Raw genomic sequence first — 22,030 nt, forward strand, 5'->3', positions numbered from 1 at the left:
CCCAGGCGCCGTCTCGCACGTCACATTCACAAGTGCTGGCACGACGACGTTGGGGGCAGGCGATGGAACGCCGGACAGGCAAGTACGCGAAACGGTACGTGCGGACATGGCAGGGCGCGTTCGGGGTGCTGCTGGCGGGCGGGGTGCTGCTCACCGGGTGCTCGGGGACGTCGACCGGGAACAAGAGCGCCTCCGAGGGCCGGGGCGGGGGCGGCCCGCTCCCGGCGCCCGCACCCGCCGCGTCGGGCGGCGCCGCCGACAGCGAGGGGGCGAAGAAGCAGGACGGGCTGCGGGAGTCCGCACCGCCCGACTACCTCTCCACCTTCGCCCTGGACGTCGACACCGCTTCGTACGGCTATGCGCGCCGCACCCTCGGCGACGGCGGCCTGCCGGACCCGTCCACCGTGCGGCCCGAGGAGTTCGTCAACAGCTTCCGCCAGGGCTACCGGCGCCCGGACGGCAACGGCTTCACCGTGAACGTCGACGGGGCCCGCGCCGGGGGCAAGGGCGGCGACTGGTCGCTGGTGCGGGTGGGCCTGGCCACCCGGGCCGCCCCCGCCCGTGACGAACGCCCGCCCGCCGCGCTCACCTTCGTCGTCGACATCTCCGGCTCGATGGCCGAGACCGGCCGCCTCGACCTGGTGAAGAAGTCGCTGGGCATCCTCACCGACGAACTCCGCGACGACGACTCGGTCTCCCTGGTCACCTTCAGCGACGAGGCGAGGACCCTGCTGCCGATGACCCGGCTGCGGGACCACCGCGGCAGGATCCGCGACCGGGTCGACTCCATGGAGGCCACCGACTCCACCAACGTCGAAGCCGGCATCCGCCGCGGCTACGAAGAGGCGGTCGACGGCCGGGTCGAGGGCGCCAACAACCGGGTCGTCCTGCTCTCCGACGCCCTCGCCAACACCGGCGAGACCGACGCCGATGCCATCCTGGAACGCATCGGCTCCGCCCGCCGCGACTACGGCATCACCCTCTTCGGGGTCGGCGTCGGCAGCGACTACGGCGACGCGCTGATGGAACGGCTCACCAACAAGGGCGACGGCCACACCACGTACATCGCCGACGAGGACCAGGCCCGCAAGGTCTTCGTCGACCAGCTGCCCGCACACCTCGAACTGACGGCGCGCGACGCCAAGGCCCAGGTCGCCTTCGACCGGGACACCGTCGAGCAGTTCAAGCTCATCGGGTACCAGGACCGCAAGGTCGCCGACGAGGACTTCCGCGACGACCGCGTCGACGGCGGCGAGGTCGGCCCCGGCCACACGGTGACGGCGCTCTACGCCGTACGTCTCAGGGCGGGCGCCTTTGGCCATGTGGCGACGGCGACCGTGCGCTGGCTGGACCCCAGGACCCGGGCGCCGCACGAGCAGCAGGGCACGGTCGGGACGAACGCGATCGACGGCCCGCTGTGGGGCGGTGACAGCAAGCGCCTCCAAGTGACCGCGGTCGCCGCGTACTTCGCCGAGGCGCTGCGCGGCGAACAGCTGCCGGGCGCGCCCGGACTCGGTGAACTCGCCTCGCGGGCAGGAAAGCTGGCGTCCGGGACCGAGGACGAGTCGGTGCGGAAGCTGGCGACCATGATCGGACAGGCCGACCGGCTCAAGGGCGGCTCGGGCGACGGCGGTTTTGGGGGAGCGCCGGAGGGCGAACTGGACTGAACGGGGAGCGGCCACGTGCCCGCCGAGGACATGATGGCCACCATGTCCTCCTCCCTGTTCCTGGCGCTCGCCGTGATCACGACGGGCCTCTACGCCGGATTCATGCTGACGTTCCTGATCGCGATCATGCCGGGCATCGCGGCGCTGCCCGACGAGCGGTTCACGGCCGCCATGCGCCGCTTCAACGAGAAGGTGCCGGGTCCGGCCTTCCTGGTCCTCTTCCTCGGTGTGATCGCCTTCCCGGCCGCCGTGGTCCTCGGCGGCGACGGCGGCCCGGACCGGGCGCTCGCCGTCGCGGCGCTGGTCTGCGCGGTCGCCGGCCACCTGATCACGATCGCCGGCAACATCCCGCTGAACAAGGCGCTCGCGGAGTCCGAGGGAGGCGACGACAGCGCGGCCCGCGCGGCGTTCGAGTCCCCCTGGAACAGGCTCCACCGGGTCCGGACGGTCCTGTCCCTCGCCGCGTTCGCCCTGCTGGCCGTGGTCGGGGCGGAGTTCTAGGCCCTGTCGTCGAACTGCCGTCTGCCGCGCGGTTCGACGACAGGGCCTGGGCCGGTGGGCCGGTCCCTTCGCGCGAAGGAACCGGCCCACCGGACGTCACGCCGCTCAGAAGTCGAACCTGTCGATGTTCCCGCGGTCGAAGACGGTCGGCTTGCCGAGGACGACCTCGCCGTCCTTGCCGACCGTGTACGCACCGAGCCTGCCCGCCTTGAACTTCTCCCCCTCGGTGCCGTTGATCTGCCCCGACGCCAGCGCGGCGGCGGCGTACGAACCGAGGAGGCCCAGCTCCTCCGGGTTCCACAGCGAGAACTGCTCGACGGTGCCGTCCTTGACGTACTTGCGCATCTGGTTCGGCGTGCCCAGTCCGTTCAGCACGACCTTGCCCTTGTACGAGGAGTCGCTCAGGTAGCGGGCGGCGGCGGCGATGCCGACGGTGGTGGGCGAGATGATGCCCTTGAGGTCCGGGTACGCCTGCATCAGGCCCTGTGTCTGCTGGAACGACTTCTGGTCCGCGTCGTCCCCGTACGCCACCTTCACCAGCTTCATGTTCTTGTACCTGGGCAGCTTCAACTCGTCCTGCATGAAGCCGATCCAGGTGTTCTGGTTGGTGGCGTTCTGGGTGGCCGAGAGGATCGCGATCCTGCCCCGGAAGCCGATCTGCTCACCGAGGTGCTGGACCAGGCTGCGACCGATCTCCTCGGAGCTCGCCTGGTTGATGAAGAGCTGGCGGCAGTCCTTCGCGGTGTCGGAGTCGTACGCGACGACCTTGATGTTCTTCTTCATGGCCTGCTTCAGCGGGCCGCACACCGCGTTGGGGTCGTTGGCCGCCACCAGGATCGCGTCCTGGCGCTGCTGGATCAGTGTGTTGATGTAGCTGACCTGCGAGGAGGCCCCGGCGTCGGACGGGCCGACCTCCTTGCCCGTACCGCCGAACTCCCGGGCGGCCGCGATGCCCGCGTTGTCCACGATCTTCTCGTACGGGTTGTTGATCTGCTTGGGCAGGAAGGCGAGCTTCAGGCCCTTCTTCAGCGGCGCGTCCGGATCGGCCTTCGCCGTCGTCCCGGCCTTCGCGGAGCCCTGGTCCGCGCTGTTCTTCGTGGTGCCGGAACAGGCGCTCAGGGCGAGAGCGAGCGACACGGCGGTGGCGGCGGTCGCGACGGCGCGGCGTCCGGCGGCGGTGCGGAGCATCATGGCGACGGTGTGCCTTTCGACGGGTTGCGGGAGGGGAGTTCAGGACTGGGCGTTCGCGGCGCGCCGGTGCCGTCGTTCGACGACAGCGGCGATCACCCGGGGGGTGAGGACGGAGGCCACGAGCAGCAGGCCGGTCACGATCACCTGCACCTCGTTGGCGATGTCGTTGAGCGTCAGGAGGTTCTTCAGCACCCCGATCAGCAGCACCCCGGCGACCGCGCCGAAGAGGGTGCCCTTTCCGCCGTCGAAGTCGATGCCGCCGAGCAGCACGGAGGCGATGACGAGCATTTCGAAGCCGAGCCCGTTGTCGGCGCGGGCGCTGCCGTACCGCAGGGTGAACAGGACACCGGTGAACGAGGCGAACAACCCCGTCACGACGAACAGCAGCAGCTTGATCCGCTTGACCCGGATGCCCGCGAAGTACGCCGCCTCCTCCTGGGCACCGATCGCGAACAGCGAACGGCCCAGGCCCGTGGCGTGCAGCACGATCGCGGTGAGCACCGCGAGGACGGCGAACAGCAGGACCGGGTACGTGACGAAGGTGCCGGGCACCGTGGTGGTGTCGACCGTCCAGTCCGCGTACGTCCGCGGGAAGTCGGTCACCGCGTCGCTGCCCAGCACCACCGAGGCCAGCCCGCGGTAGAGGGCCAGGGTGCCGATGGTGACGGCCAGCGAGGGCAGCCCCACCCGGGTGACCAGCCAGCCGTTGAGCAGCCCGCCCGCCACGCCCACCAGCAGCACCACCGGCACGATCGTCTCGAAGGCCCAGCCGGCGTTCCACAGCGCACCGGTCAGCGCGCTGCCCAGGCCCAGCATCGAGGCGACCGAGAGATCGACCTGGCCGGCGACGACGAGCAGCGTCATCGGCAGGGCGATGATGGCGACCTCGGCGATGTCGTTGAAGGCGAACGCGAGGTTCTCGCCGGAGCCGAAGCCGTCCGTGGAGCCGAGGCCGATGACGAGGACCGCCACCAGGAGCACGCCTACCGCGGTGTCCCAGCGCAGCGCCAGGCTCCGTACGCGGCCACCGGCGTCCCTGCCCGTCGTCCGGGCGGCGTCCGCCGCCTTCCGCGTCTCAGAGGCTGTCGGGTGACCTCGGACCGGGCGGCCACGCCCTGGCACGCACGCTTCCCGCGTTGTCGTCGGTCGACGACGCTCCGCGTCGCCTCCCTCCTCCGCCTTGGAATCGCACGCACCAGACCGCGTCCGCTTTTCCGGTCCGAGGTCACCCGACAGCCTCTCAGGCGCCGTTCCCATGCCGGGCGCTCCTCTTCCTCAGTGCGGCGGTCATCCGCAGGTTCACGATCCGGTCGACGCTGATGGCGAGCAGCAGCAGCGCACCGGTGAGGGCGCCCTGCCAGAAGGAGTCGACCTTCAGCACGACCAGGACGCTGCCGATGGTGGTGAGCAGCAGGGCGCCCAGCGCCGCGCCCCAGACCGTTCCCGTACCACCGGTGATGGCGACACCGCCGACGACGACGGCACTGACGACGGTCAGTTCCCAGCCGTGCGCGTTGTCCGCGACGACCGTGCCGAACCGGGCCAGCCACAGGGCCCCGGCGAAACCGGCGACGGCCCCGGAGAAGGCGTACGCGGCAAGGATCCGGCGGCGGATCGGGACCCCGGCGAGCACGGCGGCCTCGGGACTCGAACCGATCGCGTACAGCTCCCGGCCCGAGCGGTGGTTGCGCAGGAAGTACGCGGTCGCGGCGAGCAGGACCAGGGCGATCAGCGGCAGATACGGCACGCCGAGGACGCTGCCGCTGCCGAGCCCCAGAATCGGGTCGGGCACCTCGGCGGCGCCGATCTGGTCGCCCTGCGCCCACCAGTAGTCGACGCCCTGGATGATGTAGAGCATGCCCAGCGTCACGACGAGCGCCGGGACCCCGCCGAAGCTGACCAGGGCGCCGGAGACGAGCCCGCAGACCACGCCGACGGCGACGCCGAGCAGCATCACGGCGAGCACACCGTGGTCCGTCCCGGCGACGAACCTGCCGCAGGCGAAGGCGGAGAGACCGACGACGGAACCGACCGACAGATCGATGTTGCGGGTGATCACGACGGCCGACTGGCCGACCGCGAGCAGCACCAGGATCGAGGCGTTGAGCAGCAGGTCCTTGATGCCCTGGTCGGACAGGAACCGCGGGTTGGCGACGTACGTGCCGAGGATCAGCAGGACGAGCGCCCCGGCGATCGAGATCTCACGGGCCCGGAACACCGCGTCCACGAGCGAGGAGGCGCCGCGCGCCGGAGCCCCGGAGCCGATGTCCGGCGGGCCTTCGACGGTGGTGGTCATGCCACCGCCCTTTCGCCCAGTCCGGTCGCCGCGGCCATGACCGTCTCCTCGGTGGCGCTCCCGCGCGGGAGTTCGGCGACGAGCCGGCCCTCGCGCATGACGAGCACCCGGTCGGCCATCCCGATCACCTCGGGCAGGTCGGAGGAGATCATCAGCACCGCGAGCCCGTCCGCCGCCGACGAGGAGAGCAGCCGGTGGACTTCGGCCTTGGTGCCGACATCGATGCCACGGGTCGGCTCGTCGACGATGAGTACGGACGGTTCGGTCGCGAGCCACTTGGCGAGCACGACCTTCTGCTGGTTGCCGCCGGACAGCACGCCGACGGCGTCGGCGAGGCGGTGGTACCTGAGCTGGAGGCGCACGGCCCAGTCGGCGGCCCGGTCGTGCTCCAGGGCGCGGCGGACGAGCCCGCGCCTGCGGACGTCGCCGAGGCCGGTGAGGCCGATGTTGCGCTCGATGGACAGCTCCATGACGAGCCCGCGCCGACGGCGGTCCTCAGGTACGAGCGCGAGTCCGGCGGCCATCGCGGCGGTGGGCGATCCGGGGCGCAGTACGGTGCCGTCCACCCGTACCTCCCCGGCGTCCGCGCGGTCGACGCCGAAGACCGCCTGGGCGACCTCGGTCCGTCCGGCGCCGACGAGCCCGGCGAGCGCGACGATCTCCCCGCGCCGGACCTCGAACGACACATCGCGGAAGACGCCCTCGCGGGTCAGCCGGCCGACCGACAGGGCGACTTCGCCGACCGCCGTGTCCTGCTTCGGATAGAGAGCGTCCAGATCGCGGCCGACCATCCGGCGCACCAGATCGTCCCCGGTCAGCCCGGCCAGCGGCTCGCAGGAGATCCGGCGGCCGTCGCGCAGCGTCGTGACCCGCCCGCACAGCTCGAAGATCTCGTCGAGCCGGTGCGAGATGAACAGCACGGCCGCACCCTCGTCGCGCAGCGTCCGCACCACGGAGAAGAGCCGGGCCGTCTCGCCGCCGGTGAGCGCGGCCGTCGGCTCGTCCATGATCAGGACCCGGGCGTCGAAGGAGAGCGCCTTCGCGATCTCGACGATCTGCTGGTCCGCGATGGAGAGCCCGCGGGCCGGCCGGTCGGGCGCCAGGTCGACACCGAGCCGGCGCATCAGCCCCGCGGTGGCCGCGTGCACGGCGCGGCGGTCGATCCGGCCGAGGCCGCGCCGGGGCTGGCGGCCCATGAAGATGTTCTCGGCGATCGACAGGTCGGGGAAGAGGGTCGGTTCCTGGTAGATGACGGCGATCCCGGCGTCGCGGGCGTCGGCGGGCCCGTGGAAGACGACGGGCTCCCCGTCGAGCAGCAACTGCCCGCTGTCCGGGCGGTGCACGCCGGCGAGCGTCTTGATGAGGGTGGACTTGCCCGCGCCGTTCTCCCCGGCGAGCGCGTGGACCTCGCCGGGGAGGAGGGACAGGGACACGTCGTGCAGGGCGCGTACGGCGCCGAAGGACTTGCTCACGCCCTTCAGCGCCAGGACCGGGGCGACGGGGACCGGGGCCGGGGGCGGGCCCTTGGCGGGCTGGTTCATGGAGGCTCCTCAGCGGTGGCACGCGCGGGTGGAGCGCGGTGTCCACACCGTGAAAGGATTCAATGAGGTAGCTCGGAAGCTAGACGGGGATTGCGGGCGCAGTCAATGGTCCGGCGGCGTGCCTGTTGCCGACCGCCGTTCCGCGCCGCTCGTCAAGGGCCCGGGTGGGACGCCAGCGTGTGCTCGATGCCGGTCCGGACGAAGGCCCGCGCGAGACGGCCGCGCCTGATGCGCCACGCATCGGACGTGCGGTGCGGACCGGTGCCGTACCGGCGCCGGTGGATGTCGCGGACCACCTCGGCCGGCGCACCCCACTCGGTCAGCACCTCCAGCGCCTGCCCCTTGGTGATGAGCCGTCCGTCCCGCAGGGTGACCGAGGCCCGCGCGAGCGTCAGCAGCCCGAGGTCCACCCAGATGTCCCTCAGCCAGAGCGAGGGCCGGGCGCTCGCCGGATACCAGAAGCCCTTCAGGTCGCCCCGGACGAACTCCGCCAGCTCCCGGTCGGTCACCTCCGCGACGATCCCGGCGGGCCCCGGACCGAACAGCGCCAGCCCGCCCGTGCACAGCTCCCGCCGGCTGACCGGCGTGACCGGCCGCTCGAACAGCCGGGACTGCGCCCAGGTCACATGGTCGCGCCCGGCGTCCGGCAGCTCCGCACGCACCACGTAGGAGCAGTGCAGCCCGGCCGCCTCCGGCACCTGTGAGATCAACGTGCGGTGCAGCTCTTCGAGCAGCTGCCGCTGCGGGCCGCTGACCGGCGCGCCCACCAGGGCCACGAGGTCGAGGTCGCTGCGTCCGGGCCGGTAGTCGCCCAACGCCAGTGACCCGTGCGCCCAGAGGGCCTCCAGGCCGACGACGCGACCGACATCGGCGGTGAACCGTTCCAGCAGCTGCCGGGTGGGCCGAGCCTCGGAAGCGTCCATGGAGCCGACCATGACACGGAGCGGGCCCGGCCGGACAGGGCCCCGGAGGGTCGTGGCGCGCCTCCTGCTGCTCAACTCCGGCCGCGGCGACCGCGTTTCGTCGCCCGGCGTTCGCCGGTCGTTCGCGTGGCAGAGCTGTAACGGTCGCTTCGGGGAGGCAACCGTCGCGCGCCGCCGCCTGTCTGAGACTGCGCGGTGCCGGTGCTCCACCGACGCACCGCACTGTTCACCCGAACCTTCCGAAACCCGAACGAAGGAGTCCACGTGGCATCCCGTGCCCTAGGAACCACCGTGGTCCTCGCCATCACCGTGGCGACCGCCGTGACCACCTTCTCCACCGCCCAGGCGTCGACGCCCGCGCGCGCCACGACCTCGGTGTCGGCGTCCGCGAACGGGGCGGTGCCCGCACCGGCCCCGCGCCGCGACGACTTCAACGGGGACGGCTACCCGGACCTCGCGTTCACCGCGCCGGGTGCCACGGTCGACGGCAAGGCCAAGGCCGGATACGTGGGTGTGGTGTACGGCTCCAAGAACGGACTGCAGACCTCCACCAAGCAGGTCTTCACCCAGAACTCGCCCGGAATACCGGACGCCGCCGCGAGCGGCGACGCGTTCGGCAGCTCCATGGTCTCCGCCGACCTCGACAAGGACGGCTACAGCGACCTCGTGGTCGGCGCGGGCAACGAGAAGATCGGCACGTTCAAGCAGGCCGGTTCGCTCACCGTCATCTGGGGCGGTGAGAAGGGGCTCTCCGGCGGCGCGACCCTCCTGACCGGCGATCAGGAGTACGACGGGGTCGGCTCCCAGACCGCCGTGGGCGACTTCGACGGCGACGGCGCCATGGACATCGTCACGCTCGGGCTGGGCAACATCCGTGTCCTGTCCGGCCCGTTCAAGCGCGACGGCAGCGCGGCGGCCCCCGCCCGGAAGATCCCCGACATGGACGATCTGCGCTACATGGACATCGCCGCGGGCGACTTCAACGGCGACGGCCGCGACGACCTGGCCGCCGTCGTCCACGACGGCGACGAGTACGACGCCCGGCGCATCCTCATCCGCAACGGCGGCGCCACCGGCCTCGCCGAGGACTACACCACCGTCAACCGGCCCAACGGCTACCGCCTCCAGGGCGGCGAGACCATCACGGCCGGCCACATCAACGGGGACAAGTACGCCGACCTCGTCGTGGGCCGCACGGTCGAGGGCTACGACAGCGATCTGGACTACCCGCTCGCCCTGGGCGGCATGATCACCTACGTACCGGGCAGCGCCACCGGGCCGCGCGGCGACCGGGCCAAGGTCTTCAACCAGGACAGCGCCGGTGTCCCCGGCGCCGCCGAAGTGCATGACGGATTCGGCGCGTCCCTGTCGATCGGCGACATGAACGGCGACGGCTACGGCGACATCGCCGTCGGCGTCGCCCAGGAGGACATCGGCACGAAGAAGGACGCGGGCTCGGTCCTGGTCCTCCCCGGCACCGCGTCCGGCCCGACGGGGACCGGCACGGTGGGCTTCAACCAGGACACGGCGGACGTCCCCGGGGCGGCCGAGGCCGGCGACCTGTTCGGCGGCGCCGCCAAGCTGGTCGACGCCAACCGCGACGGCCGCAGCGAACTGGCCGTCGGCGCCCCCGGCGAGAACAGCGACGCAGGCTCCCTGTGGGTCTTCCCGACCACGGCGGCGGGCCTGACGGCCAAGGGCTCGTTCACCTTCGGCCACGGCACGCTGGGCACCGTGGGAACGTCCGCGACGCTGGGATCGTCGTTCAACCGCTGACCGCACGGGAACGGGGGTGGGGCCGGCCCCACCCCCGGGAGTCGGGCAGCGGGTATGTTCCGCCCCGGTGACCTCCTCCTACGGTGAGGCCATGCACCCCCGCACCGTGTGGCAGGCCCTGCCGTCGCCCCGCTACCCGCTGTCCTCCTGGCCCTGGCGGTCGGCCGGCTACCTGATCAGCGGTGCCCTGACCGGCGCGGTCGTCCTGGTGGTGACCGTGACCGGTGCGGTCGTGGGCGGTGCGCTCTCCGTCGTACTGATCGGGCTGCCGCTGCTCGCACTCCTGGCCCTGACCGGCATTCCGGTGGCGGCCCTGGAGCGGCGCAGGCTCGGCCTGATGGGCCCCGTCCCGGCCCCGGACCCGCACCGCCGGCCGGCCGAACCGGGGCTGCGGAGCTGGGCGGCCTGCCGGTTCCGGGAACGGGCGACCTGGTGGGAGCTCGGGTACGCGCTGCTGTTCGCCGTGGTCCTGTGGCCGCTCGACGCCCTCGCGGTGGCCGTCTGTACGGCCGTACCGCTGGCGATGCTGAGCACCCCCGTACTGATGGAGGTCTACGGGGACGGCACGGAGTTCCGGGTGGTGAAGCTGTGGACGGTCACGACCCGGCCCGAAGCCTTCGCGACGGCGGCCGGCGGACTCGTCCTCCTGGTGCTCGGCAGCTACGCCCTGGGTGTGCTGGCCGGGGCGAGGGCGGAGCTGACCCGCCTCCTGCTCACCCCCGCGCCCGCCGGGCCGGACGAGCGGGTCATGGAACTGACCCGCTCCCGGGTCCGCCTGGTCGACGCCTTCGAGGCCGAGCGCCGCCGCATCGAACGCGATCTGCACGACGGCGCCCAGCAGCGCATCGTCGCCCTCACCATGATGCTCGGCCTGGCCCGGCTGGACGCCCCGCCGGGCCCCCTCGCCGACCAGCTCGCCAGGGCCCACGAGGAGGCCGGCAAGGCGCTCGCGGAACTGCGCGAACTGATCCACGGCATCCACCCCCAGGTCCTGGCCGACTACGGCCTCCAGGCCGCGGTCGCCGACGCCGCCGAACGCTCCGTGATCCCCGTCGGGCTGGACGTCGAACTGCCCGGCAGACTCCCCGAAGCCGTCGAGGCGGCCGCGTACTTCGTGGTCTGCGAGGCGCTGGTCAACGTCGCCAGACACAGCGGCGCGGGCCGCGCCGAGGTCCGCGGAGGCCACCGCGGAGGCCGGCTGTTCCTGGAGATCCGCGACGACGGACGGGGCGGGGCGAGCACGTCCGGAGGCGGCAGCGGGCTGACCGGCCTGGCCGACCGGGTGTCCGTGCTCGATGGCAGACTTGCGCTGTCCAGCCCGGCCGGGGGCCCGACCCGATTGCGTGTGGAGATTCCTTGCGAGTGGACCGATCGCTCCGCGTAGTCCTGGCCGAGGACAGCGTGCTGCTGCGCGAGGGACTGACCGGTCTGCTCGGCCGCTTCGGCCACGAGGTGGTCGCCGCCGTCGGCGACGCGGAAGCGCTCGTGGCGGCCGTCGCCGAACACGGACCGGACATCGTCGTGACCGATGTCCGGATGCCACCCGGCTTCCAGGACGAGGGCCTGCACGCGGCGGTCCGGCTCCGCGAGAGCCGGCCCACCCTCCCGGTACTGGTCCTGAGCCAGTACGTGCAACGCACCTACGCCGCGGACCTCCTGGACTCCGGGGACGGTTCGGGCGTCGGCTATCTGCTCAAGGACCGGGTCGGCCAGATCGAGGAGTTCATCGACGCGCTGCGGGAGGTCGCCGACGGCGGCACGGTCGTCGACCCGGAGGTCGTACGCCAACTACTGCGCCGCCGCCGCGATCCGCTGGAACGCCTCACCGCCAGGGAGCGCGAGGTGCTCGCCCTGGTGGCCCAGGGCCGGTCGAACGGCGCCGTCGCCCGCGAACTGGTCGTCTCCGAGGCGGCGGTGGGCAAGCACATCGGCAACATCCTCGCCAAACTGGACCTCCCGCCGGCCGACGAGACCCACCGCAGGGTCCTCGCGGTCCTGACCTTCCTGCGGTCCTGATCTTCCTGCGCGCCCGATCTTCCTGCGGTCCTGATCTTCCTGCGTGCCCGATCGTCCTGCGTGCCCGATCGTCCTGCGGTCCCGATCGTCCTGCGTGCCTGACGACCGGCCCGTCGCCCGCCCCGCCGGCAGCCGCGTCCAGCCTTACGCCGCCGCTACGCCGCGCTCGCTGGCGTGCCCCGGGCCGAGAAAAAGGCCCCCCGGTGCGGAGGGCCTCGTGATCACGCGCGCTGTGCGCCCCCGGCAGGACTCGAACCTGCGGCCAAGCGCTTAGAAGGCGCCTGCTCTATCCACTGAGCTACGGGGGCCGGGTGGTGGCCTCGGCGGCCTGAAGCCCTGGGGCCGGGCCGGTCGGTGACCTGCCGGGACAAGGATAGGGCTCCGATCGCCTCGTCCTGGTTGCTTCACCTGCGTGGCACGATGTGGAGGTTCGGTGAAGCGAACCGATAATCGCAGGTAGGTGGGATTCGTGCAGCGCTTTTCGCGCCTCGCGCCCCGGGTGTTGTGCACTCGTTATGCCTGCGCCCCACTCGTCCCGTCTGTCCCGACTTGGTTCCTGGGAGAGAACCGGCGCGCAGAGGTGGCTATACGCTTCAAAAAGGCGCCAAAATTGGGCATTCTTCGCATGTGGTGACCTTGGACGTACGGCCTCAGCTCATCGACGCACTTTCCGCCCTGCGCGACCGTGTCGCTGCCGTGCGTCTTCCACTTCCGCTGCCGGGGGCCGCGCGTGCCCGGCAGACCCGGAGCGAGCTGCTCGCCCAGCTCGACGACTATCTGCTTCCCCGGCTCAGGGATCCTGAAGCACCCCTGCTCGCGGTCATCGGCGGGTCGACCGGGGCGGGGAAGTCGACGCTGGTCAACTCGCTGGTGGGACGACCGGTCAGCGAGGCCGGAGTGCTGCGGCCGACCACCCGGACACCCGTGCTCGTCTGCCATCCGGATGATCACCACTGGTTCGCGGGAGTGCGCGTACTGCCGCAGCTGACCCGGGTCTGGCTGCCGCCGGAGGAGTCCGGGGAGCCGGGCCGGTGCGACGACCTCGACGGGCTCGGCGGACTGGACGGGAGCGAGGAGGAGAACGGAACCGCGCTGCGGGTCGAGACCTCGCCCGGACTGCCGCGCGGGCTCGCGCTGCTCGACGCGCCCGACATCGACTCGCTCGTGGTGCGGAACCGGATGCTGGCCGCCGAGCTGATCTGCGCCGCGGACGTGTGGGTGATGGTGACCACGGCCTCCCGGTACGCGGACGCGGTGCCCTGGCATCTGCTGCGTACCGCCAAGCAGTACGACGCCTCGCTCGTCACCGTCCTCGACCGGGTGCCGCACCAGGTGATCGCCGAGGTGTCGCGGCAGTACGGGGCGCTGCTCACCCGGGCGGGCCTCGGTGAGGTGCCGCGCTTCACCATTCCCGAGCTGCCCGAATCGGCCGGTGGCGGCAGCGGGCTGCTGCCCACGACCGCCGTCGCCCCGCTGCGGGCCTGGCTCAGCCACCGCGCCCAGGACCCGGCAGCCCGTCAGCAGGCGGTCGGGCGTACGGCGGCCGGGGTCATCGACTCGCTGGACGTGCGGATGCCCGAGCTGGCCGGGGCGGTCGCGGCGCAGTACGCGGCGGCCGTGCGGCTGACCGGCGTGGTCGAGGACGCCTACCGCGCGGAAGGCGCCCGGGTCCGGCGCAGGCTGCGCAGCGGCGGCGTGCTCGCCGGGGGCGCCCGGACCAGATGGCGCGGATACCCGCTGTACAGCACCTCCGGGGAACTCCTCGAAGCGCTGGTCGCAAGCCTTTCCGCACTCCTGCAGTGCGCCGTGGCCGCCGCCGACGAACAGATCCGTACGACCTGGCAACGCGAACCCGCGGCCAGGGAGTTCGGCTTCGAGGACGTCGGCCGGGAGGCCGGGGGATGGGGACCCGCCGAGGATATCCGGGGCCGGATCACCATGGCCGTACGGCGCTGGTGGCGGGTCCTGGAGGAGCTGGCCGAGGAAGAGGTGCGCCGTCTGGAACGCAATGCCGCGCCCGACACCGAGACCGTGGCGGCGCTGCTGGCCGCCGCACTGCTCGGCGGACGCCGCACCCGGGGCGCCGGGGAGCAGCTCGCCGAACGGATCGGCGCCCAGGGCGCGCTGCGGCTGCGCGACAAGGGCGGGGTGCTGCTCACCGACTGCCTCGACCGGGTGCTGAACGGCGAGCGCGACCGGCGGCTCGCACCGCTCGACGCGCTCGACGTGGCCCCGGAGCCGCAGGCCGAACTGATCGCCGCGCTGTCCGTACTGCAGAAGGAGAGGTGGCAGCGATGACTGCCGTCACTGACGAGGGAACCGGCCGGATCGGGAGTCCCGCTTCCCACGAGGACCGGGTCGCGGACGGGCTGGGCCGGATCCCGGAGGCGGGCCGGGCCCCCGGGGCGGGCCGGATCCCGGAGGCGGGCCGGGACTGGAACGACGGGCTCATCGCCCGGCGGGCGGCGGCCAAGGCGGCGGACCCGGAGCCCGGGACCGCCCTGGACGACGACGCACGGCCGCCCCAGGTCGAGGCCTACGTGCCTTCCGGCGGCCCGCTCCGGCCGCGGCTCGACGCGCTGCGTGAACTCGTCGGGCTGTCCAGGGCCCGGCTCGACGGCGACACCCTCGCCGAAGCGGGACGTGTGCTCGACGAAGCGGCGGCCCGGCAGCGGCTCTCCTCCCGGCACACCGTCGTCGCCATCGCCGGGGCCACCGGCAGCGGCAAGTCGACCCTCTTCAACACCCTCGCGGGCGCCCAGATCTCCGACACCGGGCTGCGCAGGCCGACCACCGCCGCCCCCATCGCCTGCTCCTGGACCGACGGGGCCGCCGGACTGCTCGACCGGCTCGCCATTCCCGGACGGCTCAGGCGCAGGCCGCAGCAGGGCGGCGCGGACACCGACGAGGCGCTCCAGGGCCTCGTCCTCGTCGACCTGCCCGACCACGACTCGGCGGCGACCGAACACCGGGCGCAGGTCGACCGGGTGCTCGCGCTGGTCGACGCGGTGATCTGGGTGGTCGACCCGGAGAAGTACGCGGACGCGGCCCTGCACGAGCGCTATCTGCGGCCGCTCGCCGGGCATGCCGAGATCACCTTCGTCGTCCTCAACCAGATCGACCGGCTGCCGGGCGACGCAGCCGACCAGGTCCTCGACGATCTGCGCCGGCTGCTCGACGAGGACGGCATGGCGCTCGGCGAACACGGCGAACCGGGCGCCACCGTCATGTCCCTGTCCGCGCTCACCGGCGACGGCGTCGGCGAACTGCGCGAGGTGCTCGGCCGGTTCGTCCAGGAGCGCACCGCGGCGGCGCGCCGGCTCTCCGCGGACGTGGACGCCGCCGCGGCCAGGCTCCGCCCGGTGTACGTGGCCGAGGGACGCCCCGGTCTCGGGGAAGGGGCCCGCGAGGAGTTCGCCGACCGGCTGGCGGAAGCCGTCGGGGCGGCCGCGGCGGGCCAGGCGGCTGAGCGCGAGTGGCGCAGGAACGCCGGACGGGCGTGCGGTACGCCGTGGCTGCGGCTGTGGCGCTGGTACGAGTCCACCCGGCGCCCCGGAAGCCTGGAGCGCCCGGCGCAGCCCGAGCCCCCCGAGGAGCAGCTCACCGCCCGGCAGTGCGTCGAGCAGGCGGTACGGACGGTGGCGGACGAGGCGGCCGACGGGCTGCCGGGCCCCTGGGCGCAGGCGGTCCGCGAGGCCGCGGTGCACGGTGCGGACGGGCTGCCGGAGGCGCTCGACGCGTTGGCGGAAAGGGCCGGCACCGAGCACGCCCCGGCCGGTTCGGCGGTGGTGGCGACGGGCGTGGCCGGGGCCTCCGGCGTGGCGCACAGCGGCCGTGTGGGCGGGAAGCCGCCGCGGCCGAAGTGGTGGCCCGCCGCGGTGCTGGCGCAGGCGTCGATGACCTTGCTGCAGATCTTCGGCGGTCTCTGGCTGGTCGGCCAGATCGTCGGCGTACTCGAACCGGGATTCCTCACGCCCGCCCTGGTGATGCTGGCCGGGGTCGTCGGCGGTCCCCTGGTGGAGTGGTCGTGCGCGGCCGCGGCACGTGGGCCGGCGCGGCGGTACGGGCAGGAGGCCGAGCGGCAGTTGCGCGAGGCGGCGGCGGCCTGCGGCCGGGCCCGGGTGCTCGATCCGGTGGCCGCCGAACTCGTGCGGTACCGCGAGGTGCGGGAGAGGTACGCGGCGGTGACGGAGATTTCCACAACCGGCGGGTAGTCCACAGGCCCCAGCAGGATTTCCGCCTCCCCTTCAACCTGGGATCAGTGACCGCGTGGACGCGATCACCGATCCGAAGGCCGAAGGGGAGGCGGAGTCATGAGCGACACCTTGGTGACACTGGTGGGCAACGCGGCGACGGGCGTGGAGTTCCGGGAGACCGCGACCGGCGGAATGGCGCGATTCCGGTTCGCGGTGACGCCGCGTCGCTGGGACCGCGAGAAACAGCTCTGGACGGACGGGCACACCAGCTTCTACACCGTGTGGGCCTGGCGGACTCTGGCCTTGAACCTGGCCGGTTCCGTTTCCGTCGGGGAACCACTGGTGGTCCACGGCAGGCTGAAGGTGCGCGAGGAGGAACGGGAGGGGCAGCGCCGGACGTTCGTGGACATCGAGGCGGTCGCGGTGGGCCACGATCTGACACGGGGGACTGCCGCGTTCCGGCGGGTGATGAGGGGGGAGCCCGCGCTGACGGCACGGGTGGGGAGCGTGGACAGGGCGGGCGGACCCGGGGCGGGCGGACCGGGCGGACCGGAAGGGGGCGCCGGGACGGAGGGGTTCGCCGGGCCGGACGGCCCCGGTGAGTCCCGGCAGCCGGACCGCTCCAGGAGCAGGCGGTCGACGGGGCGTCAGAAGGCCGCGCAGGAGCTCGCGTCGGTGCCGTGACGGGTCGAGAACGGGCCGGGAGACGGGTCAGGGGCGGGCCGGGGAGACGAACGCGAGTGATACCGGCGATAACGATTCCGATTCGGAATGGTTGTACGACGGTATGACGGGGGACTGTTCATCGCTTCGTCCTTAGGATTCCCCAGTACTCACGGGGCACTTGAGTCGACTGGCGGGGCAGTCCCCACACGCGCATCAGGCGCGGAGGGTCCCGCCCGGAGGGGAATTCTGTGTTTTCTGCTTCTTCAGCGACCGCTTCGTCGTCCTTGGAGACGACGGCCAATTCTCCACGGCGGCGCGGCATAGCCCGGCTGGCCGCATCAGTGGTGGCATCCGGTCTGGTCATGGCAGGCGCCCTCGTCGGTGCGGGCAGCGCGGTCGCCGACGAGACGCCGCAGCACCAGGGTGGCGCGGCCGCGGTGCTGGACGGGTTGAAGACCTTCGACCGCGCGGTACTGCACGCGGACGGCAGGGACCAGCAGCTGCCCGCCGGCCTCTTCGAGATGACCGTCGACGGCGGCGGCCAGCTCAAGACGTACTGCATCGACATCCACAACCCCACCCAGGACCAGGCGAAGTACCTGGAGACCCCCTGGAACCAGACCTCGCTCGGCGGCAACAAGAACGCCGGCAAGATCCGCTGGATCCTGGAGCACTCCTACCCGCAGGTCGACGACCTCGCGGCGCTCGCCAAGGAGGCCGGCACCGGGCCGCTCACCGAGAAGACCGCGGCGGCGGGCACCCAGGTCGCCATCTGGCGCTACTCGGACAACGTCGACGTCGAGGCCTCCGACGCCCAGGCCGAGAAGCTCGCCGACTGGCTGGAGCACAGCGCCGTCGACCAGGCCGAGCCCAAGGCGTCCCTCGCCCTGGACCCGGCCGCGGTCTCCGGCAAGTCCGGTGAGCGGCTCGGTCCGGTCACCGTCCGTACCAACGCCGGTCAGGTCTCCGTGACCCCGCCCGCCGACGCCGCCAGCGGTGTCAAGGTCACCGACAAGGCCGGCAAGCCCGTCAGCGCCGCGGCCAACGGCGCCGAGCTCTACTTCGACGTGCCGGACGGCGCCGCCGACGGCACCGCCTCGCTGACGGTCCAGGCCACCACCTCGGTGCCGGTCGGCCGGGCCTTCGCCGGTGTGACCAAGAGCCAGACCATGATCCTGGCCGGCTCCAGCGAGACCACGGTCTCCGCGACCGCCACCGGGACCTGGGCCAAGAAGGGCGCCATCCCGGCCGTCTCGGCGAAGAAGAACTGCGCCAAGGGCGGCGTGGACGTCACCGCCGCCAACGAGGGCGACGAGGCCTTCACCTTCGAGCTGGCCGGTGTGAAGCACACCATCGAGGCGGGCAAGTCCGAGACGATCACCGTCCCGGTCGCCGAGGACCAGGCGTACGACTTCACGATCACCGGCCCCGGTGGCTTCACGAAGACGTTCAAGGGTGTCCTGGACTGCAAGACCAGCGGCAGCGCCACGGGCGGCACCGAGACCCAGACCGGTGGGGACAAGACCCCGGCCACGTCCGGCGGCAGCTCCTCGACCGGTGGCTCGGGCGACCTCGCCGAGACCGGTGGCTCCAGCGCCACCCCGGTCATCGGTGGCGTTGCCATCGCTCTCGTCGTCGTCGGCGGCGGCGCGGTCTTCCTCCTCCGCAAGCGCAAGGCCCAGCCCTCCGCGCAGTGACCCCGCACCGCCCCTCCGCAGGCTGACGGCGGAGTGACGAGCGACGGGCGGACGGTCACGTCCACCCGATGACGGCCCCGGCACGCAGACGCGTGCCGGGGCCGTCGCATGCCGGGAGGTGGGGTTCAACTGCCGGAAAATAAGAGGCGGTTGAGGCATCCGCAGGGGACTATTGGGCCCGAAGCGGGCCACCGGATCCGGGTGGCCGGTCCGCCCTGTGCGCATCGCCACGGCGATGCCGGATGATGGGGGATGTCCGAGTGAATCTTCGAAGAACCATCGCCGTCGTGTTCGGTGCGGCACTGTCGGTCGTCGTGCTCGTGGCACCGGTCGGTGCGCAACCGGTGCAGACCGGAGCCTCGACCACCTACCAGATCAACGCACGGCACGACGGCAGTCTCGTCGATACCGCCGTGGGCGCGCCGCCGCTCAGCCAGAAGTGGTCCCGCGATCTGGGCGGGAACGTCTCCTACCCCATCGTGGCCGGCGGGCGCGTCTTCGCCACCGCTGCCTCGCCGGATGGGTACGGCACCATCCTCCACGCCATCGACGCGGCCACGGGCGAGAACGCCTGGGAGCCCGTCGACCTCGGTGGCACCTACTGGTGGTCCGCGCTCGCTTACGGGGGCGGTCGGCTGTACGCCCAGAACTACGACGGCGTGCTGACAGCGTTCAACCCGGCCACCGGGGCGAAGATCTGGACCGTCACGCTGCCTGGGCAGTCCTCCTTCACCTCGCCGCCCACCTTCGTCGGCGGTGTGGTGTACACGGGCGGCGTCGGCTCGGGCGGCACCCTGTACGCGGTGGACGCGGCCGACGGCGCCGTGCTCTGGACCCAGCCCGTCGCGAACGGGGACAACAGCTCGCCCGCCGTCACGGCCGACGGGGTCTACGTCTCCTACGCCTGCGAGCAGACGTACGCCTTCGACCCCAAGTCGGGCACCCCGGTCTGGCACCACCGGACGGACTGCTCCGGCGGCGGGGGCCGCACCCCTGTTCTCGCCGACGGCGGAGTCTGGGTCCGCGACGCCGCCGGGATGACCCCCTCGGTCCTCAACACCACCGACGGGCAGGTCCGCGGCACCTACGAGGCCTCCGGCCGGTCGCCCGCCCCGGCCTTCGACGGCCGCCAGGGCTACTTCGTCGACGACGGTGTCCTCCAGGAACGGCACAGCCGCACCCTGGCCACCCGCTGGAAGTTCGAGGGCGACAGCCAGATCAGCACGGCTCCGATCGTCGTCAACGGCTACGTCTACGTCGGCTCCCGGACCGGCCGGCTGTGGGCGCTCAACGGAGCCACCGGTCAGTCCGTCTGGTCCACCGACGTCGGCGCGCCGATCAACGAGCCCGACGAGCAGAACGTGTCCGAGCCCCTGACCGGCCTCGGCGCGGGCGGCGGACTCGTGGTGGTTCCGGCCACCAACCTGCTGGTCGCGTACGGGCAGTGAGCGGCGGGGCGGCGGCCGGTCGGTGCTCCTGCTCGCAGCCCATGGGCCGGGCTCCCGAACGACCGTGAACCCGGACGGACAGGCCCGTGCAGAGTCGCGAAGCCCGCACCCTCCGGTGAAGCCCCGGACATCGGTCCGGGGCTTCACCGCGGTCGGATGCGCATGACCGCCGGCCCAAGGCCGCCGCCGGGAGCCGAGGGCCCCACATCGGGCGGACGTGCTGCGCGGACGTACCGAAGAGACCAAGGCCGACCCGCGGAGACCGCGGATGTCGTCGCGCCCGCCGCCTTGTGCGGGATCCGGCGACGACCGGTGACGGATCCGCTACGCGCGGGGACGGCGTAGGGGCAGGTCACAGGTCCCTGCTGATACGGGTTTCCGTCAAGAGGTGGCCGTCAGGCAAGATGGGGTGTATCTGCCCACACATCGATTGCCGGACGGTTTCTCTTGGCTGAGTACATCTACACGATGCGCAAGACGCGCAAGGCGCACGGCGACAAGGTGATCCTTGACGACGTCACGCTGAGCTTCCTGCCCGGGGCGAAGATCGGTGTGGTGGGTCCCAACGGTGCCGGTAAGTCCACGGTGCTGAAGATCATGGCGGGCCTGGAGCAGCCCTCCAACGGTGACGCGTTCCTGACGCCCGGTTTCAGCGTCGGCATCCTCATGCAGGAGCCGCACCTCGACGAGACCAAGACGGTCCTGGAGAACGTCCAGGACGGCGCCGCCGAGGTCATGGGCAAGCTCAAGCGCTTCAACGAGGTCGCCGAGCTCATGGCGACCGACTACTCCGACGCGCTCATGGACGAGATGGGCAAGCTCCAGGAGGACCTGGACCACGCCAACGCGTGGGACCTGGACGCCCAGCTGGAGCAGGCCATGGACGCCCTGGGCTGCCCGCCCGGCGACTGGCCGGTCAACAACCTCTCCGGTGGCGAGAAGCGCCGCGTCGCGCTCTGCAAGCTGCTGATCGAGGCCCCCGACCTGCTGCTCCTCGACGAGCCCACCAACCACCTCGACGCCGAGTCGGTCAACTGGCTGGAGCAGCACCTCTCGAAGTACGCGGGCTGCGTCATCGCCGTCACGCACGACCGGTACTTCCTGAACAACGTCGCCGAGTGGATCCTCGAACTCGACCGCGGTCGCGCCATCGCCTATGAGGGCAATTACTCCACGTACCTGGAGAAGAAGCAGGCCCGCCTCAAGGTCGAAGGCCGCAAGGACGAGAAGCGCGCCAAGCGGCTCAAGGACGAGCTGGAGTGGGTCCGTTCCAACGCCAAGGGCCGGCAGACCAAGTCCAAGGCCCGTCTCGCCCGTTACGAGGAGATGGCGGCCGAGGCGGACAAGATGCGGAAGCTGGACTTCGAGGAGATCCAGATTCCGCCGGGCCCGCGGCTCGGTTCCATCGTCGTCGAGGTCGAGAACCTCTCGAAGGCCTTCGGCGACAAGGTCCTCATCGACGACCTCTCGTTCACGCTGCCGCGCAACGGCATCGTCGGCGTCATCGGTCCGAACGGCGCGGGCAAGACCACGCTGTTCAAGATGATCCAGGGCCTGGAGAACCCGGACACCGGCTCCATCAAGGTCGGCGACACGGTCAAGATCTCCTACGTCGACCAGTCCCGCGCCAACATCGACCCGAAGAAGACCCTCTGGGCCGTCGTCTCGGACGAGCTGGACTACATCAACGTCGGCCAGGTCGAGATGCCCTCGCGCGCCTACGTCTCCGCGTTCGGCTTCAAGGGCCCGGACCAGCAGAAGCCGGCCGGCGTCCTCTCCGGTGGTGAGCGCAACCGCCTCAACCTGGCGCTGACGCTCAAGGAGGGCGGCAACCTGCTGCTCCTCGACGAGCCCACCAACGACCTCGATGTCGAGACCCTGTCCTCGCTGGAGAACGCCCTCCTGGAGTTCCCGGGCGCCGCAGTGGTCATCTCCCACGACCGCTGGTTCCTGGACCGCGTCGCCACGCACATCCTGGCGTACGAGGGCGACTCCAAGTGGTACTGGTTCGAGGGCAACTTCGAGTCGTACGAGAAGAACAAGGTCGAGCGCCTCGGCGCGGACGCGGCCCGCCCGCACCGCGCCACGTACAAGAAGCTCACGCGAGGCTGA

The 22,030-nt window shown here is 71.9% G+C and carries 16 protein-coding genes and 1 tRNA gene; 11 read left to right on the top strand and 6 right to left on the bottom strand.

Annotation, left to right across the window (positions count from 1 at the left end; all coding sequences use genetic code 11):
• Positions 1–62 precede the first annotated feature (62 nt).
• Both ACFV8T_RS04100 and ACFV8T_RS04105 read left to right on the top strand, forming a co-directional pair.
• Complete coding sequence (locus ACFV8T_RS04100) at positions 63–1,667, top strand: von Willebrand factor type A domain-containing protein (protein ID WP_385324274.1); 1,605 nt, start codon at positions 63–65, stop codon at positions 1,665–1,667.
• A gap of 33 nt (positions 1,668–1,700) precedes the next feature.
• Positions 1,701–2,168 (top strand): DUF1772 domain-containing protein, encoded by a 468-nt coding sequence (locus ACFV8T_RS04105; RefSeq protein WP_385324761.1) that lies wholly within the window; start codon positions 1,701–1,703, stop codon positions 2,166–2,168.
• A 105-nt stretch (positions 2,169–2,273) separates the two neighbouring features.
• Here the strand turns inward: ACFV8T_RS04105 and rhaS are convergent, their stop codons facing one another.
• The 5 genes from rhaS to ACFV8T_RS04130 form a co-directional block, all read right to left on the bottom strand.
• Entirely contained in the window at positions 2,274–3,359 is a 1,086-nt protein-coding gene (gene rhaS / locus ACFV8T_RS04110; RefSeq protein ID WP_385324276.1) for a rhamnose ABC transporter substrate-binding protein, read from the bottom strand.
• A gap of 39 nt (positions 3,360–3,398) precedes the next feature.
• On the bottom strand, positions 3,399–4,370 hold the full coding sequence (locus tag ACFV8T_RS04115; protein WP_385324764.1) for an ABC transporter permease: 972 nt from the start codon (positions 4,368–4,370) through the stop codon (positions 3,399–3,401).
• 229 nt (positions 4,371–4,599) lie between these two features.
• On the bottom strand, positions 4,600–5,655 hold the full coding sequence (locus ACFV8T_RS04120) for an ABC transporter permease (RefSeq protein ID WP_385324278.1): 1,056 nt from the start codon (positions 5,653–5,655) through the stop codon (positions 4,600–4,602).
• Positions 5,652–7,196, bottom strand: coding sequence for a sugar ABC transporter ATP-binding protein (locus tag ACFV8T_RS04125; protein WP_385324280.1), 1,545 nt, complete (start codon positions 7,194–7,196; stop codon positions 5,652–5,654). The genes ACFV8T_RS04120 and ACFV8T_RS04125 overlap by 4 nt, the downstream gene beginning before the upstream one ends.
• A 152-nt stretch (positions 7,197–7,348) precedes the next feature.
• On the bottom strand, positions 7,349–8,119 hold the full coding sequence (locus tag ACFV8T_RS04130; RefSeq protein WP_385324282.1) for a nucleotidyltransferase domain-containing protein: 771 nt from the start codon (positions 8,117–8,119) through the stop codon (positions 7,349–7,351).
• Between the two features lie 264 nt (positions 8,120–8,383).
• Between ACFV8T_RS04130 and ACFV8T_RS04135 the strand changes: the two genes are divergently transcribed.
• The 3 genes from ACFV8T_RS04135 to ACFV8T_RS04145 all read left to right on the top strand — a co-directional run bounded on the left by ACFV8T_RS04135 (position 8,384) and on the right by ACFV8T_RS04145 (position 11,911).
• Complete coding sequence (locus ACFV8T_RS04135) at positions 8,384–9,895, top strand: FG-GAP and VCBS repeat-containing protein (RefSeq protein WP_385324285.1); 1,512 nt, start codon at positions 8,384–8,386, stop codon at positions 9,893–9,895.
• Between the two features lie 91 nt (positions 9,896–9,986).
• Positions 9,987–11,279 carry a sensor histidine kinase gene (locus tag ACFV8T_RS04140; RefSeq protein ID WP_385324288.1) on the top strand — a complete coding sequence of 431 codons (1,293 nt, stop codon included), beginning with the start codon at positions 9,987–9,989 and terminating at the stop codon, positions 11,277–11,279.
• Entirely contained in the window at positions 11,252–11,911 is a 660-nt protein-coding gene (locus ACFV8T_RS04145) for a response regulator (RefSeq protein ID WP_385324291.1), read from the top strand. The genes ACFV8T_RS04140 and ACFV8T_RS04145 overlap by 28 nt, the downstream gene beginning before the upstream one ends.
• A gap of 235 nt (positions 11,912–12,146) precedes the next feature.
• Here the strand turns inward: ACFV8T_RS04145 and ACFV8T_RS04150 are convergent.
• A tRNA-Arg gene (locus tag ACFV8T_RS04150) sits at positions 12,147–12,219 on the bottom strand.
• Positions 12,220–12,547: 328 nt separating this feature from the next.
• On the opposite strand from ACFV8T_RS04150, the gene ACFV8T_RS04155 reads away from it, so the two are divergent.
• The 6 genes from ACFV8T_RS04155 to ettA all read left to right on the top strand — a co-directional run bounded on the left by ACFV8T_RS04155 (position 12,548) and on the right by ettA (position 22,030).
• Positions 12,548–14,209: a dynamin family protein gene (locus ACFV8T_RS04155; protein WP_385324767.1), complete on the top strand. Its 1,662-nt coding sequence runs from the start codon at positions 12,548–12,550 to the stop codon at positions 14,207–14,209.
• Complete coding sequence (locus ACFV8T_RS04160) at positions 14,206–16,125, top strand: GTPase (protein ID WP_385324293.1); 1,920 nt, start codon at positions 14,206–14,208, stop codon at positions 16,123–16,125. Before ACFV8T_RS04155 ends, ACFV8T_RS04160 begins: the two co-directional genes overlap by 4 nt.
• A gap of 99 nt (positions 16,126–16,224) precedes the next feature.
• Complete coding sequence (locus ACFV8T_RS04165) at positions 16,225–16,791, top strand: single-stranded DNA-binding protein (protein ID WP_385324295.1); 567 nt, start codon at positions 16,225–16,227, stop codon at positions 16,789–16,791.
• A 230-nt stretch (positions 16,792–17,021) separates the two neighbouring features.
• Complete coding sequence (locus ACFV8T_RS04170) at positions 17,022–18,470, top strand: Cys-Gln thioester bond-forming surface protein (RefSeq protein ID WP_385324297.1); 1,449 nt, start codon at positions 17,022–17,024, stop codon at positions 18,468–18,470.
• A 260-nt stretch (positions 18,471–18,730) separates the two neighbouring features.
• On the top strand, positions 18,731–19,918 hold the full coding sequence (locus ACFV8T_RS04175; RefSeq protein WP_385324300.1) for a PQQ-binding-like beta-propeller repeat protein: 1,188 nt from the start codon (positions 18,731–18,733) through the stop codon (positions 19,916–19,918).
• A 447-nt stretch (positions 19,919–20,365) separates the two neighbouring features.
• Positions 20,366–22,030 carry an energy-dependent translational throttle protein EttA gene (ettA, locus tag ACFV8T_RS04180; protein ID WP_385324303.1) on the top strand — a complete coding sequence of 555 codons (1,665 nt, stop codon included), beginning with the start codon at positions 20,366–20,368 and terminating at the stop codon, positions 22,028–22,030.

The sequence above is a fragment of the Streptomyces sp. NPDC059832 genome (assembly GCF_042731715.1).
Lineage (GTDB): Bacteria > Actinomycetota > Actinomycetes > Streptomycetales > Streptomycetaceae > Streptomyces.